At 66.5% G+C, this 15,322-nt stretch carries 15 protein-coding genes; 2 read left to right on the plus strand and 13 right to left on the minus strand.

From position 1 onward, the window contains the following. The first annotated feature begins 145 nt into the window (after positions 1-145). Positions 146-889, plus strand: a complete 744-nt coding sequence (locus CXR43_RS03550) for a response regulator (protein ID WP_103332625.1) — start codon at positions 146-148, stop codon at positions 887-889. A 5-nt stretch (positions 890-894) separates the two neighbouring features. Here CXR43_RS03550 and CXR43_RS03555 read toward each other — a convergent pair whose 3' ends face one another. The 6 genes from CXR43_RS03555 to CXR43_RS03580 form a co-directional block, all read right to left on the minus strand. After that, positions 895-1,623: a GNAT family N-acetyltransferase gene (locus CXR43_RS03555; RefSeq protein WP_103332626.1), complete on the minus strand. Its 729-nt coding sequence runs from the start codon at positions 1,621-1,623 to the stop codon at positions 895-897. Positions 1,624-1,697: 74 nt separating this feature from the next. Further along, positions 1,698-2,900, minus strand: a complete 1,203-nt coding sequence (locus CXR43_RS03560) for a DUF1501 domain-containing protein (protein WP_103332627.1) — start codon at positions 2,898-2,900, stop codon at positions 1,698-1,700. A 3-nt stretch (positions 2,901-2,903) separates the two neighbouring features. Further along, positions 2,904-4,265, minus strand: a complete 1,362-nt coding sequence (locus CXR43_RS03565; protein ID WP_246831262.1) for a DUF1800 domain-containing protein — start codon at positions 4,263-4,265, stop codon at positions 2,904-2,906. 75 nt (positions 4,266-4,340) lie between these two features. Then, positions 4,341-4,811: a DUF1993 family protein gene (locus CXR43_RS03570; protein WP_103332628.1), complete on the minus strand. Its 471-nt coding sequence runs from the start codon at positions 4,809-4,811 to the stop codon at positions 4,341-4,343. Next, positions 4,811-6,592 carry an aspartate--tRNA ligase gene (gene aspS / locus CXR43_RS03575; protein ID WP_103332629.1) on the minus strand — a complete coding sequence of 594 codons (1,782 nt, stop codon included), beginning with the start codon at positions 6,590-6,592 and terminating at the stop codon, positions 4,811-4,813. Before aspS ends, CXR43_RS03570 begins: the two co-directional genes overlap by 1 nt. Positions 6,593-6,658: 66 nt before the next feature. After that, complete coding sequence (locus CXR43_RS03580) at positions 6,659-7,402, minus strand: esterase/lipase family protein (protein WP_103332630.1); 744 nt, start codon at positions 7,400-7,402, stop codon at positions 6,659-6,661. 77 nt (positions 7,403-7,479) lie between these two features. Here CXR43_RS03580 and CXR43_RS03585 point away from each other — a divergent pair, with 77 nt between their 5' ends. Continuing rightward, positions 7,480-7,929, plus strand: coding sequence for an NUDIX domain-containing protein (locus CXR43_RS03585; RefSeq protein ID WP_103332631.1), 450 nt, complete (start codon positions 7,480-7,482; stop codon positions 7,927-7,929). A 91-nt stretch (positions 7,930-8,020) separates the two neighbouring features. On the opposite strand, the gene dtd is transcribed toward CXR43_RS03585, so the two are convergent. From dtd to CXR43_RS03620, 7 genes are all read right to left on the minus strand, one after another. After that, on the minus strand, positions 8,021-8,455 hold the full coding sequence (gene dtd / locus CXR43_RS03590) for a D-aminoacyl-tRNA deacylase (protein ID WP_103332632.1): 435 nt from the start codon (positions 8,453-8,455) through the stop codon (positions 8,021-8,023). After that, entirely contained in the window at positions 8,452-9,375 is a 924-nt protein-coding gene (locus tag CXR43_RS03595) for a carbohydrate kinase family protein (protein WP_103332810.1), read from the minus strand. The genes dtd and CXR43_RS03595 overlap by 4 nt, the downstream gene beginning before the upstream one ends. A 76-nt stretch (positions 9,376-9,451) precedes the next feature. Next, entirely contained in the window at positions 9,452-10,534 is a 1,083-nt protein-coding gene (locus CXR43_RS03600) for a sensor histidine kinase (protein WP_103332633.1), read from the minus strand. A 76-nt stretch (positions 10,535-10,610) separates the two neighbouring features. Then, on the minus strand, positions 10,611-11,585 hold the full coding sequence (locus CXR43_RS03605) for a phosphoribosylaminoimidazolesuccinocarboxamide synthase (protein WP_103332634.1): 975 nt from the start codon (positions 11,583-11,585) through the stop codon (positions 10,611-10,613). Between the two features lie 197 nt (positions 11,586-11,782). Continuing rightward, positions 11,783-13,030, minus strand: coding sequence for a lytic murein transglycosylase (locus CXR43_RS03610; protein ID WP_103332635.1), 1,248 nt, complete (start codon positions 13,028-13,030; stop codon positions 11,783-11,785). A gap of 72 nt (positions 13,031-13,102) precedes the next feature. Continuing rightward, positions 13,103-14,200 carry a TFIIB-type zinc ribbon-containing protein gene (locus CXR43_RS03615; RefSeq protein ID WP_103332636.1) on the minus strand — a complete coding sequence of 366 codons (1,098 nt, stop codon included), beginning with the start codon at positions 14,198-14,200 and terminating at the stop codon, positions 13,103-13,105. Between the two features lie 3 nt (positions 14,201-14,203). Further along, positions 14,204-15,307 (minus strand): SPFH domain-containing protein, encoded by a 1,104-nt coding sequence (locus CXR43_RS03620; RefSeq protein ID WP_103332637.1) that lies wholly within the window; start codon positions 15,305-15,307, stop codon positions 14,204-14,206. Positions 15,308-15,322: the final 15 nt, after the last annotated feature.

Here is a 15,322-nt window from a genome sequence, read left to right on the forward strand (position 1 = left end):
CGGTTATGGGCGGGGCGGGCCGAGGAGGCAAGGGGCGCATCGGTCGCAGGCCGGCAGCGGCGGCAAAATGCGGGGCGCCTTAATCGCCTGTTAGCCAGACTCGGCGTCTGATCCTGGGGTGACCTTTGATTTTTGGGGGAGTGCCATGCCCGTGCCAGACCAACCCACCAGCGCCCCGGCGCCCAGCTTTCTGCCCCATGCGGTTGGCGCCCTGGCCTCGGGCGGATTGCCGCTGTCGGGCGTGACCATTCTGCTGGTCGAGGACAGCCGGGCGGCGTCTGACATGCTGCGGATGATGTGCCAGCGGTCGGGTGCGCGGTTGCGCCGGGCCGAAAGCATCGAACAGGCGCGATCACATCTGCGCACCTATAGCCCGGATGTGGTGATCGTCGATCTTGGCCTGCCCGATGGCTGCGGCGACCGTCTGATCCGTGATCTGACCCTGGGGCGGCGCGCTGTGGTGGTGCTGGGCCTGTCGGGCGATCTGGACGGGCGGAGGCTGGCCCTGGCCGCCGGGGCGCAGGGCTTTCTGGCAAAGCCGGTGGAGGGGTTGGCGGCGTTTCAGGCCGCGATCCTGCGGCATCTGCCGGGGCGGGCGGTGCGCGCCTGGCGCTTTGGCCACGCCGCGTCGGGCGTTGAAGAGCGGGCGGCGGTCATGGCCGATCCGTTGGCGTTGCGCGATGATCTGGCCCATGCGGCGGGGTTGTTGGCACAGGGCCCCGATGGGGCGGCGCGCACCTATCTGGCACGGTTTGTGGCGGGCATTGCCCGCAGCGCCGGGGACACCGATCTGGCCGAAGCGGCCGGGGCGGCCGCGCTGCAGGCCGAGGCGCTGCCGCGCCTGTACCGCATGGTGCAGCGGCGGCTGGGAGAGGGGGTGCGGTTCTGATGCCGTCAGAGGCCGGGGTCAGACCCCGCGCGCACCAGGCGCGACAGGTCGGACAGGCGTTCACGCTGTTGGCCGCTGGAGTCAAAATTGGCGGGGGAGAGCCAGGCGCCGAAGGCTTCGCGCAGGGCGGGCCATTCGCTGTCGATCACCGAAAACCATGCGGTGTCGCGGTTGCGGCCCTTGGTGACGGTGTGGTTGCGGAAAATGCCTTCAAAGCTGAAGCCCAGCCGCTGCGCCGCGCGGCGCGAGGGCAAGTTCAACGCGTTGCATTTCCATTCATAGCGGCGGTAGCCGGCCGTGAAGGCCCAATCCATCATCAGAAACATGGCCTCGGTGGCGGCGGGGGTGCGTTGCAGGGCAGGGGACAGGCAGATGTGGCCCACCTCGATGCTGCCGGACTGGGGGGTGATGCGCAGGTAGGAGGCGACACCTGCGGCATGGCCGGTGGCGGTGTCGCGCAGGGCAAAGAACACCGGGTCTTCGCGGCCCTGATGATCCTTGACCCAGCGGTGATAGGCCGAGGCTGAATGGAACGGGCCATAGGGCATGTAATCCCACAGCGTATCATGGCCGGAAAAGGCGGTGAACAGATCGGCGGCGTGATCATCGGCCTCCAGCGGGTCCAGCCGGATATGCTTGCCCTCCAGCGTCAGACCGGCGGGCGGATGGGGTGGCGGGGTCCAGCCGGTGAGCAATTGCCCCTGTGGTGCCGCCTGTGGTGCCTGTGTCTGCATGCCGCTGCCTCTGTGATCCTGCTGCCGTTATGTCTTGCCGGGCGGCCGGGGCGCAATGGCATTTTGCGGCAGGCTCAGGCCAGCAGACCGGGGTCGTCGCCCAAGGTCAGGCCGGGGAATATGCTGGATTCGAGCAGGTGCCGGTCAAAGCCATACATGCCGCGCATCGCCCAGGCCGCCCAGGCCCGCACGTCGGAGGTGGGCATCAGATCGCGGCGTTCATACAGCGCGGCTTCCTCCAGCCCGGGCCACTGGCCCAGAACCCGCCCGCCGTTCAGCGCGCCGCCTGCCATCAGCATGGTGCCGCCAGTGCCATGATCGGTGCCTTTGGAGCCGTTTTCGGCCACGGTGCGGCCGAATTCGGTCATCGCCAGCAGCAGCGTCTTGTCCCAGATCTGCGGGCCAAGCTGCTCGGCCAGCCGCAGGACCACCCGTTCCAGCCGCCTGAGCGGCGGGGTGATGCCGCCCTGCTGGTTGCGGTGGGTGTCCCAACCGCTGAGCGAAAAGGCGGCGATGCGGGTGTCTTGCCGCAGCCTTTGGGCGGCAAAATCGGTCAGCCGGTCTGTATCGGCCAGCGGGCCACCGGCGGGCGGGCTGGCCATGCCATCGGTGCGGGACAGGTCGATGCTTTCGGTCAGGCTGACGGCCTCGGTCGCGGCCTCGCGGAACAGGGCGTCGTCATGGTAGATATGGTCCAGCAGAAGGCGGCTTTGCGCCGACAGGTCCAGCCGCAGATCGGGTTGCCAGTTGCTGACCGGGGCGGGGCCTTGCAGCACGGGGGCGGATTGCGTGCCGATGGCAAAGGCGGTCTGGGCGCGCAGGCCGGGCACCGATTGCAGCATGCGGTTCAGCCAGCCATCGCGCACAGAGGCGTCGGGCACATCAAGGCCGGTTCCGGCCTCCAGAATATCCTGCCCGTCGAAATGGCTGCGCTGGTCGCGGTAGGGGGTAGAGGTGGCCTGCACAAAGCCAAGCTGCCCGGCCCGCCACAGCGGCATCAGGCCCTCAAGCGTGGGGTTCAGGCTGAAATATCCGGTCAGGTCGGGGTCTTGTGGGCCGGAAAGCGTCGGGCGGTAGCCTGCAAACAGCGGGTCGCCGGTGGGGCGCAGCAGATCCAGCCCGTCCATCGCGCCGCGCAGGATGACGACCACCAGCCGGTGATCGCCCAAGGGCGCACTGCCATCCGATGCGGCCAGTGTCACGGTGGTCATCAACGGATGGGCGGCAAGCGAACAGGCACTGCCGGTAAGCGTTTTGAGAAACAGGCGGCGGTCCATGGGTTACCTCCGGTTGAATTCGGGGCTGGCCAGCACCAGACCAACGGCTTCGCGGATGTTTTCCGACTTGGGCACCGCCCAGGCCAGCCGCTCGCCCAGATTGGCCCCCAGCGCGCGGGTCATCAGGGCTTCGGGGGCGGGGAGCGGATTGACCAGCCGCGACGGCATATCCATCGCCCAGGTGATGCGGGCGGCCATCGCCTCGGGCGTGATCCAGTGCTCGGCTGCCTCGGGCCAGCCATCGGGGCCGGGGGGGCGTTGCCAGGGCTGGCCCATGGCGGCCATCGGTTGCAGGATCATCTGGCGGAAGGGATCGTCGGCCATGCGCATGACATCGGCCCCGTCCAGCCCCAGCGCGCGCAGGGCAGAGACCGTGAAATCAAAGGGTTGGCGGGCCTTGGCCTGCTGTCTGGACCAGGCGGCAGGCTGGGTCAGCAGCGATTCCGTCACCGCCAGCAGATCGCCGCCGGAATTGCGCCAGGCATCGGTCAGCGCCTGCACCAGATCGGCATTGGGCTGGTCGGACACAAAATGCACCGCCAGTTTACGGGCCAGATGGGCGGCGGTGGCGGGGTGTTCGGCCAGATCGTCCAGCGCCTTGAGCACGGCGGTCAGATCGTCGCCGTCATAGGTGGTGCCCAGCACGGATTCCGGCCCCGGCTCGGCCCGGCGCGGATCAAAGGTGGGACCTTTTTTGCCAACCGTCAGGCCGGTGAGGAGTTCGGCCATCTGGGTCACGTCTTCTTGCGTATGGCCGCTGCCAACGGTGTGCAGTTCCAGCACTTCGCGGGCCAGGTTTTCGTTCAACCCCTTGCTGCGGCGCTGGCCGATGCGCGAGTTGGGGCCAAAGCTGGCCGACTGGTCCAGATAGCCCAGCATCGCCGGGTGTTGCACCACGGCCTTGAGCATATCGGCAAAGCGGTCGGTGACATGGGGGCGGATCGCCTCTTCCACCATGGTCGCGGGCAGCGGGCTGTCGCGGCGCGCGCGGGCCACGGTGGTGAAATGATCGGCCCAGAACTGCACGAGCCGTTCGCGGAGCCCGTCGGGCGCATCCAGCGCGCGGGCGATGGTGGTTTTGGCGGCCAGCAGGGTGACGCCTTCCAGCCGGGCGATGGCCTGGCGGTAATCCTGCCGGGCGATCTTGGCCGCCTCGCCGGTGGCCCGGCGCGAGGTGCGCAGGCTGGCATCGGCGCGCAGCAGGGTTTCGGTCAGATCCGCCATCTGCGGGCCGGGGTAGGTGGTGGCCATGGAATCGGACCCGCGCAGCGCGGCCAGCATCGAGGCAGGCTCGGTCGGGGCATTGGCGGGCAGCGGCAGGCCGTAGCCAAAGCGGAATGCTGCGGTGGTGCTGTCCTGAGTCATCGGGCCGTCCTGAGGGTCGGGTGAGCATAGCCGGTTGCGCGCGCCTTTGCACCGTCTGTCGCTGCCTTGCGGTCGCTACTCAAACCGGAAATCATCCGGATAGCCGTGAAACCCATCAAAATCGCCTTTGCCCAGCGTGATGCCAGAGGCGCGGAGGGAGGCGTAACCCATTGTCATATGAAAGAAAAAGTTGGGCAGGCCGTAGAGGAACACAAAGTCATGCGCGGGTTGTTCCAGATCGGTAAATCCTGCGCGATGCTGGATGAGGCGGCCCTCGGCCCCGTCAAATTCCGCCGCTTTCATCGCGCCAAGCGTGGCGCGGGCCACCGCCATGCGCGGGGCCAGCGCCGTGGGCAGGTCGGGCACCGGGCGCCCCGCCAACGGGCAGGCGATGCGCAGGGAAAAACCTGCGGCCGTGGCGAAATGCTGGCTTGCGCTGAAGCTGTCGCCGATCTGCGCTGTCATCGCCGCCCGCCCGGCCTTGTCCACGATCCCGGCCATCTGGGCGAGGTAGTGGCGAAAGACCGGGACGGTGGCGGCGTACATCAGGCGTCTTTCGGCAGCACGCGCAGGCGCAATTCGCGCAGCTGGTCGTTGGTGGGCTCGGAGGGCGCGTTCATCAGCAGGTCTTCGGCGCGCTGGTTCATCGGGAACATGATGACTTCGCGGATGTTGGTGGTATCGGCCAGCAGCATCACGATCCGGTCGATGCCCGCCGCACAGCCGCCGTGGGGCGGGGCGCCGTATTTGAACGCCTTGACCATGCCGCCAAAGCGCTTTTCCACTTCGGAGTTCGGGTAGCCCGCCAGTTCAAACGCCTTGAACATGATTTCCGGCTTGTGGTTGCGGATGCCGCCGGACAGCAGTTCATAGCCGTTGCAGGCCAGGTCATACTGATAGGCGTAAACGTCCAGCGGGTTGCCATTCAGCGCCTCCATCCCGCCTTGCGGCATGGAGAAGGGGTTGTGGCTGAAGTCGATCTTGCCGTCATCGGTTTTTTCATACATCGGGAAATCGACGATCCATGCGAAGCGGAAGGTGTCTTTCTCGGTCAGGCCGAGTTCTTCGCCGATCACATTGCGGGCGCGGCCGGCGACCGCCTCGAACGCCTCGGGCTTGCCGCCGAGGAAGAAGGCGGCATCGCCGAGGCCGAGGCCGAGCTGCTGGCGGATGGCTTCGGTGCGCTCGGGGCCGATGTTTTTGGCAAGGGGGCCCGCCGCTTCCATGCCGGATTTGTCTTCCGCCTCACGCCAGAAGATATAGCCCATGCCGGGCAGGCCCTGCTGTTGGGCAAAGGCGTTCATCCGGTCGCAGAATTTGCGGCTGCCGCCCTTGGGGGCGGGGATGGCGCGGATCTGGGTGCCCTCTTGCTCCAGCAACTTGGCGAAGACGGCAAAGCCCGAGCCGGCGAAATGCTCGGACACCACCTGCATCTTGATCGGGTTGCGCAGGTCGGGCTTGTCGGAGCCGTACCACAGCAGCGAGTCGCGATAGGCGATGCGGGGCCAGTTGGCATCGACCGGCTTTTCCGGGGCGAATTCCTGGAACAGGCCCTGAATGACCGGCTGGACCACGGCGAAGACGTCTTCCTGTTCGACAAAGCTCATCTCGATATCGAGCTGGTAGAAATCGGTGGGCGAGCGGTCGGCGCGGGGGTCTTCATCGCGGAAGCAGGGCGCGATCTGGAAATAGCGGTCGAAACCCGCCACCATGATCAGCTGCTTGAACTGCTGCGGGGCCTGCGGCAGGGCATAGAACTTTCCCGGATGCAGGCGCGAGGGCACCAGAAAGTCGCGTGCGCCTTCGGGGCTGGAGGCGGTGATGATGGGGGTCTGGAATTCGTTGAACCCCATGTCCCACATCCGGTTGCGCAAGGACCGCACCACGTTCGAGCGCAGCATCATGTTGCGGTGCATGCCATCGCGGCGCAGGTCGAGGAAGCGGTAGGTGAGGCGGGTTTCCTCGGGGTATTCGGTTTCGCCAAAGACCGGCATCGGCAGTTCTGCCGCCTCGCCCAGCACGGTGAGGCCGGTGGCGTAGACTTCGATTTCGCCTGTCGGCAGCTTGGGGTTCACAAGCGCCGCGTCGCGGGCCTTGACCCGGCCTTCCACCTGAATGACCCATTCGGCGCGGACTTTCTCGATTTCGGCAAAGGCCGGGCTGTCGCTGTCGGCCAGGATCTGAGTGATGCCGTAATGGTCGCGCAGGTCGATGAACAAGACGCCGCCATGATCGCGCACCCGGTGCACCCAGCCCGACAGGCGGATGGTTTCACCGACATGGGCGGTGTTCAGGGCGGCGCAGGTATGGCTGCGATAGGCGTGCATCGGCAATCCCCTTTCAAGGGTTCTGGTCTTTGCGCCGATACACCCCTTGGCGCGGGCGAAGTCAAGCTAGTCCTGTGAAAACAGGTCTTCGACCGCCTGTGTGTAGGACAGGGCCGGATCAAAGGCGCCGGTGCGCAGGAACAGGATGGTTTCGCGCAGAACCACCGGGTTCATCATCAGGAAGGTATGGGTGGCGGGCAGGGTCAGATGCGCGGTCATGCCATCGACCCGGGTTGAGGCGACGCTGACCTTGCCGTCATCGGGGCCGGGGATCAGGCTGGAATAGACCGGGTTGAGAGACTGGTTGCCGGCGATGATGCCCAGCGGGTAGTCAGGCGCGGGCAGGGTGAGCGGGAGGGAGTCGTCTCCGGTGCCCAGCTGCGCGCCGGCGGGGCCATTGAGCCAGCCAAAGGGCGCAAGGGTGCCAAGCGCATCGACCAGCTCCGAGCCCTGATTGGGCGGCGCCAGCATCACCACGCGGCCAAGCGCGGCGGGGCGGTGATCGGCAAGGTACTGCCGCACCAGAATGCCGCCCATCGAATGGGTGACGAAATGCACCTGCTCGCCTTCGGTCAGCGCGCAGGCGGTGATGCCGTCGCCGACAAAGCCCGCCAGATCGGAAATCGGCGCCGAGGTCGAGGGGTAGGATTGGTTGACGGTGCGAAAGCCCGCGCCGTTCAGGGCCTGCGCCATCAGCACGAGCGAGGCATCAGAGCGCGCCAGCCCGTGGAGCAGAACCACGCAATCGGCCTGCGCCGGCAAAGCGATGGGCGCGGTGAGGAGGAGGGCGAGGGCAAGGGCGCGGGTCATGCCTTGTACATGGCCGCAGGCGCGGGCGATGCCAAGGGGGAGTGGACAATCGGCGCGCAACGTCACAGGCTGCGGCCATGTCACACCGCACCCCCCGCCTTGCCACCCGCGCGCTGATCCTTGCCGATGACCGGCTGCTGCTGGTCAACGCCTATCGGGGCGGCGTGTCGGACCTGTGGTGCGCGCCGGGCGGCGGGGCGGTGGTGGGGCAATCGCTGCATGACAACCTGATGCGCGAGATCTGGGAAGAGACCGGGCTGAGGATCGCGGTGGGGGCCCCATGCCTCGTGAACGAATTCCATGACCCGAAGCGCGGCTTTCATCAGGTGGATCTGTATTTCCGCTGTCAGGTTGTCGCCGGGCAGATTGATGATCTGTGGCGCGATCCCGAGGGCGTGGTGACCGAGCGGCGGTTTTTCAGCCGTGAGGAGATGCTGGGGATCAGGTTCAAGCCCGACAGCCTGCCAGAAGCGGCCTGGGGGATGGGGGAGAGCCTGTATGACCCGCTGGAGTTGATCGTGCGCTAAGGTTTGGGGCGGCGGGAGGGCCGGACCCCCCGGGGCTCTGCCCCGGACCCCGGGATATTTATGAACAGATAATTAAGAAGGGCCGCGGGGCTTAGAGGTCGATGCAGAGGGTTACTGGGCCGTCATTGGTCAGGCTGACCGCCATGTTGGCGCCGAAGATGCCGTTGGCGGCGGGAATGCCGAGGGCTTTGATCCGGGTCGTGAAATGGTCGTAGAGGCGTTTGCCGTCTGCGGGGGCGGCGGCGGTGGAAAAGCCGGGGCGGTTGCCGCGCAGATCGGCGGCAAGGGTGAATTGCGACACGATGAGCGCCGATCCGGCGATGTCGAGGATCGAGCGGTTCATCTTGCCCGCCTCATCCTTGAAGATGCGCAGCTTGGCGATCTTGGCGGCCATGGCCTCGGCCTGCGTTTCGGTATCGCCTGCCATGGCGCAGATCAGGATCAGGAGGCCGGGACCGATGGAGCCGGTGACCGCGCCGTCAACGGTGACAGAGGCCTGGGAGACGCGCTGGACGACCGCCCTCACAGCTCGTTGGCCCAGGGTGGGTTGGCTCCGGCGCGGCTGACGGTGATGGCGGCGGCGCGGGTGCCGAGGGAGAGGGCCGCGTCGAGCGTGGCGTCGGGCAGGCTGGCGATGGCGGCTTTGGTCAGCGCGCCCGCCGCGTGCAGGGCGGCCAGGGCCCCGGCGTTGAAGGTGTCGCCCGCGCCCACGGTATCGGCCACGGTGACAGGGGTGGCGGCGACGAAACGGTTTTGCGTGGCGGTGAGCGCCCGCGCCCCGGCGGCCCCTTCGGTGATGAACACCAGTTTTGGCCCGGTCGCGATGATCTGGCGGCCAAGCGTGGCGATATCGCCTGCGCCCATCAGCCAGTGCAGGTCTTCGTCCGAGAGTTTGACGATATCGGCGCGGGCGATCATCCGGGTGATGCGGGCGCGATACGCCTCTTCCTGCCCGGCGATGAAGCCGGGGCGGATGTTGGGGTCGATCATGGTGATGCGGTGGGGGGCTTCGCGGGTCTGCAGCGCCTCGTAAGTGCTGGCGGCGGGGTCGTTCACCAGCGAGATGCCACCGAAGAACAGGGTGGTCACAGCCGCGGGCAGGGTGGGCAGCTGGTCGGTTGAGAGCAGGCGCCCTGCGGTGCCTTCATCATAGAAGGCGTACGTGGCCTGACCGTTCACCAGCTTGACGAAGGCCACGGTCGTGGGCCGCCCGGACCGGGCAAGCAACTGGGTGTCGACCTGGGAGGCGGTGAGTGTGTCAGCCAGAATCTCGCCCAGCATATCGGTCGAGACGCCGGAGAAGAAGGCCGAGGGCGCGCCGAGGCGGCCCAGGGCGATGGCAGTGTTGAACACGGCCCCGCCAGCATAGGGGGCAAAGCAGGCCTCGCCGCTGGTGGCGGTGCGGGGCAGCATGTCGATCAGGGCTTCGCCACAGCTGAGAATCATCGGGGCCTCCGGCGGGTTCATTGCGGAATGTATCGGCGGGATCATATCCGCGACGGCGGTGTTAGCGCAAACACTGTTAGGGTTGCGGCGAAAAACGCAGGGTCGCGGTCATGGTTTGCGCCTCGAACTGCCAGTCCAGCCCGCCCGCCAGCGTGGTGGCATAGGTTTCGCAGATCATGGTGCCAAGGCCGGACGCGGCAGCACCGGCGGGCGGGCGGGCCTCGCTGGCGGCATTGACAACGCGCAAGGTGGCACTGGGCCCGGTTTGCCGCAGATGGACCGTCACCGGGCCGGTTCCGCTTCCGTGTCGCACGGCATTGGCCACCAATTCGCTGACGATGATGCACAAGGCTGCCGCGCGTTCGGATGGCATGGTCATGTCATCCTCGGTGGCGGCGCTGAACTGGATCTGACGGTCGAAGGTCAGGCAAAACTCGGCGCAAAGCCGCTCTACCAGCGGCACGATGGCGGTCGAGCGGAAATCGCTGCTGACCTGCATCTGTTCATGCACCCGCGCGATCGCCGCCACACGGCGCGCCGCCTCGTCCAGCGCGGCGCGGACGCTGTCGGACGAGCGCCGGGCCTGCAGGCGCAGGATCGAGGCGACCTGGGACAGGCTGTTTTTCACCCGGTGGTCAACTTCGCGCATCAGAAAGTCACGCTGGACCAGAAGGTCGGATTTTTCGGCCAGTTCGCGCTCCAGATCCTGGGCATAGGCCTGTTGTTCGCGTTCGCGCAGCACCCGTTCGGTGATGTCGCGCGAGGCGGCCAGAAGGCTGTGAGTGCTGCCATCTGCGCCGCGGATCGGCAGCACCGAGACATTCCACCATTTCAGGCTGCCCTTTGCCGTGGGGCATTCCGCCTCGAACACCACCCGTTCCCCCATGCGGGCGCGGTGGATCGCATCGGTCAGGGTGGGACGCAGCGGGGCTGGCCACATCTCGTGCCAGGGCCGGCCGTTGACCGTGTCGAAGGTGTCAATCTCCAAGGCGCGCATGCCGTTTTCAGACATGAAGATCAGCCTGCCATTCGGCTCGAGCAGCTTGAGGCAGTCCTGCGAGGCAGTGAGGATGGACAGCAGGATATCTGCCTCGCGCCCGCCCATGACGGACAGGCACGAAAGATCACCGGCCCCTGGCATCACAGGCTGTTGGGTCATGACATCCCGTTTTGTTAAACTGTGTTAAATATAATCCAGATTAATCGCTGCGCCGGCCTTTGCAAGGCGGATGTCATCAGACAAACCAGGGCGACAGATTGGCACGAATCCGGTCAAGCGGGGTTGGGCCCGCGCTGTCGCCGTGGAAGATCTGGCCGGTGATCGCCTCATAGGCCTCGATATAGACCCGGGCGGTGTGGGTGATGATCTCGGCGGGGATCTGGGGGATCGGGTCGGTGTAGGGATCGCAACGCGCGGCAACCCAGGAGCGGATGACATCCTTGTCAAAGCTGGGCGGGCGGGTGCCTGCCTCGAAGGCGGCGGCATAGCCGTCGGCGCGCCAGTAGCGGCTGGAATCGGGGGTGTGGATTTCATCGGCCAGCAGGATGCGGCCGGCCGCATCGGTGCCGAATTCGTATTTGGTGTCTGCCAGGATCAGGCCGCGCTCTGCCGCCATCTTCTGCCCGCGCGCAAAGAGGGCAAGGGCATGGGCGGAAACCTCTTCCCATTGCGCGGGAGTGAGCAGGCCCTGCGCCAGAATGTCGTCGGCGGTCAGCGGTTCGTCATGGCCGCCGTCGAAGGCTTTGGACGTGGGGGTGATGATCGGCTGCGGCAGGGGCTGATTGTCGCGCATCCCATCGGGCAGGCTATGGCCATAGAGTTTGCGCTGACCGGCGCGGTATTGGGTGAGCACCGAGGTGGAGGTGGTCCCGGCCAGATAGCCGCGCACCACGATTTCCACCGGCAGGATGGTGACATGCTGGCCGATGACCACATTCGGGTCCGGGTAGCCCAGCACATGATTGGGGCAGATGTCGTCGGTCTGGTCGAACCAGAAGCGGGCGGTCTGGGTCAGCACTTGCCCCTTGTAAGGGATGGCGGCCAGAATACGGTCGAAGGCGGAGATCCGGTCGGATGAGATCAGGATGCGGCGTCCGCCCGGATGGTCTGGGCTGGGCGGCAGATCATAGCAATCCCGCACCTTGCCGAAATAGGGGTTCGGCAGTTCGGGGATGCGGGCATGGGGCAGCACACGGGTCAGATCGAGCATCAGAGCCTCCGGTCAGGGATACTGCGCTATTGCGCGGGTGGGGCGGCAAGTCAACGCCCCGGCGCGCTGCGCCGGGCAAAGGCGGATCTGACGGAGCGGCTGCGCCGCATTGTTTTTGTCTCGTCGCGCGCGTGCCGCGCGTCTCCTCGACGGGCGGGGCGTGCCGGGGGGGGGGGCGGACAGCCCCCTGCGCCGGTTCAGCCGCCCAGCATCTGCAGCAGGGCGCGCGACGGCGCGCCGGTGACGGGCAGACCACGGCGGCGCTGGAACCCTTCGATGGCGGCGCGGGTCTTTGCGCCGATCACGCCGTCGCTGCCCTCGGTGTCAAAGCCTGCGGCGGTCAGGCGGCGCTGCAGATCCTGACGGTCGGCGATGGTCATGCCGGTGGCGTCAGGCGGGAAATTGCCCCGGATGGGCGGACCGCCGCGCAGGCGGTCAGACAGGTGACCGACGCCGATGACATAGTTGACCGCGTTGTTATAGCGGGCGATGGCGTTGAAATTGTTGAAGATCAGGAAGGCCGGTCCAGAGGCCCCCTGCGGGATGAGGATCGAGCCTGCGCCGTGGTTTGGCAGGCGGGTGCCATCGGTGGTGGTGACGCCCATGGCTGACCAGTCGGCCGGGCTGCGGCCCTTGCCGCGCCCGGTGACGGCGGTGTTGAAGCCGGAGGGCAGGCGGACTTCGACCCCCCAGGGCTGGCCCTTGCGCCAGCCGGAGCGCGACAGGTAGGCGGCGGCAGAGGCAAGCGCATCGGTCGGATCGTCGGACCAGATGTCGCGCCGCCCGTCGCCGGTGAAATCGACGGCGAATTCCAGATAGCTGGTCGGGATGAACTGGGTGTGGCCCATGGCCCCGGCCCAGCTGCCGGTCATGTTGGCGGGGGTGGTGTCGCCGTTTTGCAGGATGCGCAGGGCGGCAGTGAGTTGCTGTTCGAAGAAGGCGCCGCGCCGCCCGTCATAGGCCAGCGTGGCAAGAGCGGAAATGACAGGCACCGTGCCGCGCCGTTCGCCATATTGGCTTTCCAATCCCCAGACGGCGGTGACCACCTCGGCCTCGACCCCGTAGCGCGCCTCGATGGCGGCCAGGGTGCTGCCGTGGCGGGCCAGGGCGGCGCGGCCCTTGGCGATGCGGTCGGGACTGGCGGCGATGGCGAGGTAATCTTCCAGCGTGCGGGTGAATTCGGTCTGGTTGCGGTCACGTTCCACCACGCCGGGCAGGAAGCCTGCCGAGCGGAAGGCGCTGTCGATGGTGGATTGCGACAGGCCCCGGCTGACGGCACGCGACTTGTAGCCGGTCACCCAGGCGTCAAATCCGGCGTTGGGCACGGGTGACATGCCGGGTTCCGGCCCGCGCGAGACGACCGAACCCGTGCCCCCGCCGCCGACGCAACCGGAAAGCCAGAGGGCCCCGAGGCCCAAAACAACCGTGCGTCTGTTCATCTGCATGACCTGCCCCCTGATTTTTTGTGTTTCGGACGTCTAGACGATTGTGGCCGGGTCGGAAAGGGCGGGCCTGCGCTAGCTTTGGCTGAGCAACGCGATCCCGCCGATGAGGATGGCGGCGGCGAGGACGGCGAAAGCGATTTTCCATGCGGAATAGGGGCGTTCGCCCTGCACCTTGCCGGTCTGACCATTGACGACAAAGCGATAGCTTTTGCCATTGTATTTGTAGGCCGCCATCCAGATCGGCAGCAGGATGTGCTTGAACGTCTCGGCCGAATAGGCGGTGTCGATGCGGTCGATGCGTTGTTCATCGCCGCCGATGTCATGGCGCACGTCCTGAGCGATTTGCGCCGCCATCACCTCGCGCGCGATGGTCTGGCCGTCGGCAAGGCTGACGGTATAGCCTTCGGAGGTGAATCCGGCGAGGTAATCGGGGGAGTAGGGCACCAGCGCGCCCAGATCCCAAGGGGCCAGCGCGTCGGTGTAACGGCGGGGCAGCGAGGCAGAGGCCAGCACCAGAACATCATCAAACCGGCGCGAGACCCAGCCCGAGGCGGCGTGCCAGCGGGTCTTGCGCACCTGTTGCTGCTGGCGCTGGTTCTTGCCATTGACCTGCACGGTCACGGTGCGGGTTTCATAGTAATAGGTGCCGCGCGCCCCGGCATAGCGGCTGCGGGTGGCGGCGTCATAGGTCCAGTAGGGGACGTAAAGGCCCGAGAGCGTCCGGCCTTTGCGCGCGTATTGCACAAGGCTATTGGGCGCGAACCACAGGCTGCCGAGCCAGGCCACCATCGCCTCGCGCCCCTGCCGTTCGGTCAGCGCGAAGGGCAGGACGGCTTGCGGTTTGATCAGACGCTCTGTGCCGGTGCCGATGGCGACGGGTGTGGCGCAGAACGGGCATTCGGTGGCGTGCTGGGCCCCGTGAAATTCCACCTGCGCGCCACAGGACGGGCAGGGGGTGATGCGCACCTCTTCCATCTGCGCCGGTGGCAGATCGTCTTGCAGGGCGCGGGTCAGGTCCAGCTCGTCCAGCGCCGAATGGCGTGCCGGGGGCGCGTCGGGCAGGGCCTGCACATGGCCGCAATGGTCGCATTTGAGCGCTGTGTCCCCCGGAGAGTAGCGCAGGTCTGCGCCACAGCTCTCGCAGGGCCAGCGGTGGTCTTGGTCTGGCATGGGTTACGGCGCGGGCGGGGGCGGCGGGACAGAGTCGAACAGGCGGTTCAGCGGGGTGTCGCCGGCCGCTTTCCAGCCGTCCTGTCCGGTGGTCCAGACCATGCTGGCGCGGGTGATCTTGCCGGATGTGGCCATGGTGGCAAGGGTGGCTTCGTCAAACGGGCCTTTGGTGGTGCCGTTTTCGGCCAGATGCCAGACAGTGGCTGCCGCAGGCGGCGGCGGCGGCGGGACGGCGCTTGCCGGGGCTGCGGCGGGGGGGGCACCCCATGGCCCGGCGGCTTGCGCCATCGCAGCCCCCATTCCGGCCGCCATGCCGGCACCCATCATTGCGCCTGCACCCGACTCGGGGTTGGCGATGCCTTCGGCGGCATTGAACTGCATGTATTTGTTCAGATCGCCCGCGATGCCGACCGAGGTGCGCTTGTCGAGCACCTTTTCCACCTCTTCCGGCAGGCTGATGTTTTCGATGTAGAATTCCGGCAGGGTCAGCCCGTATGCGGCAATGGTCGGGTTGATGGCGGTGGTGACGATCTTGCCCAGATCGGCGGTGTTGGCGGCCATGTCGAGCACCGGGATGCCCGACCGGGCGATGGTCTGGCTGAATTCCTGCACGATGATATTGCGGATCTGGTACGAGATTTCATCGGCGGTGAATTCGCCGTCCGTGCCGACGATTTCGCGCAGGAATACCGCAGGGTCGCTGACCCGCATGGAATAGGTGCCGAAGGCGCGAAGGCGCACCGGGCCGAATTCGGGGTCGCGCGTCATGATCGGGTTCTTGGTGCCCCATTTCTGATCATTGAACCGTGTGGTGTTTATGAAATACACCTCGGACTTGAAGGGGCTGCTGAATCCATGATCCCAATGTTGCAGGGTGGTCATGATCGGCATGTTGTTGGTTTCCAGCATGTAAAGGCCGGGGCCGAAGACATCGGCCAGCTGCCCTTCATGCACGAAAACCGCTGCCTGCCCTTCGCGCACGGTCAGCTTGGCCCCGTATTTGATGGCCTGCCCGCGGCGTTCGAAGCGCCAGACCATCGTATCGCGGGTGTCATCCAGAAAGGAAATGACATCGATGAATTCGCCCTTGAGGAAATCGAATACCATGGCAGTTCTCCGTTG

Origin of the sequence: Pseudotabrizicola formosa (assembly GCF_002900965.1) — a bacterium.
Taxonomy (GTDB): domain Bacteria; phylum Pseudomonadota; class Alphaproteobacteria; order Rhodobacterales; family Rhodobacteraceae; genus Pseudotabrizicola; species Pseudotabrizicola formosa.

What these genes read in the sequence shown, in the direction of transcription:
- CXR43_RS03585 (WP_103332631.1), top strand. Translation starts at nt 7,480, where the DNA reads ATGTCACACCGCACCCCCCGCCTTGCCACCCGCGCGCTGATCCTTGCC.
- CXR43_RS03560 (WP_103332627.1), bottom strand. Translation starts at nt 2,900, where the DNA reads ATGGACCGCCGCCTGTTTCTCAAAACGCTTACCGGCAGTGCCTGTTCG.
- CXR43_RS03570 (WP_103332628.1), bottom strand. Translation starts at nt 4,811, where the DNA reads ATGTACGCCGCCACCGTCCCGGTCTTTCGCCACTACCTCGCCCAGATG.
- CXR43_RS03615 (WP_103332636.1), bottom strand. Translation starts at nt 14,200, where the DNA reads ATGCCAGACCAAGACCACCGCTGGCCCTGCGAGAGCTGTGGCGCAGAC.
- CXR43_RS03620 (WP_103332637.1), bottom strand. Translation starts at nt 15,307, where the DNA reads ATGGTATTCGATTTCCTCAAGGGCGAATTCATCGATGTCATTTCCTTT.
- CXR43_RS03605 (WP_103332634.1), bottom strand. Translation starts at nt 11,585, where the DNA reads ATGCTCGATCTGACCCGTGTGCTGCCCCATGCCCGCATCCCCGAACTG.
- CXR43_RS03600 (WP_103332633.1), bottom strand. Translation starts at nt 10,534, where the DNA reads ATGACCCAACAGCCTGTGATGCCAGGGGCCGGTGATCTTTCGTGCCTG.
- CXR43_RS03550 (WP_103332625.1), top strand. Translation starts at nt 146, where the DNA reads ATGCCCGTGCCAGACCAACCCACCAGCGCCCCGGCGCCCAGCTTTCTG.
- CXR43_RS03610 (WP_103332635.1), bottom strand. Translation starts at nt 13,030, where the DNA reads ATGCAGATGAACAGACGCACGGTTGTTTTGGGCCTCGGGGCCCTCTGG.
- aspS (WP_103332629.1), bottom strand. Translation starts at nt 6,592, where the DNA reads ATGCACGCCTATCGCAGCCATACCTGCGCCGCCCTGAACACCGCCCAT.
- CXR43_RS03565 (WP_246831262.1), bottom strand. Translation starts at nt 4,265, where the DNA reads ATGACTCAGGACAGCACCACCGCAGCATTCCGCTTTGGCTACGGCCTG.
- CXR43_RS03580 (WP_103332630.1), bottom strand. Translation starts at nt 7,402, where the DNA reads ATGACCCGCGCCCTTGCCCTCGCCCTCCTCCTCACCGCGCCCATCGCT.
- CXR43_RS03595 (WP_103332810.1), bottom strand. Translation starts at nt 9,375, where the DNA reads ATGATTCTCAGCTGTGGCGAAGCCCTGATCGACATGCTGCCCCGCACC.
- CXR43_RS03555 (WP_103332626.1), bottom strand. Translation starts at nt 1,623, where the DNA reads ATGCAGACACAGGCACCACAGGCGGCACCACAGGGGCAATTGCTCACC.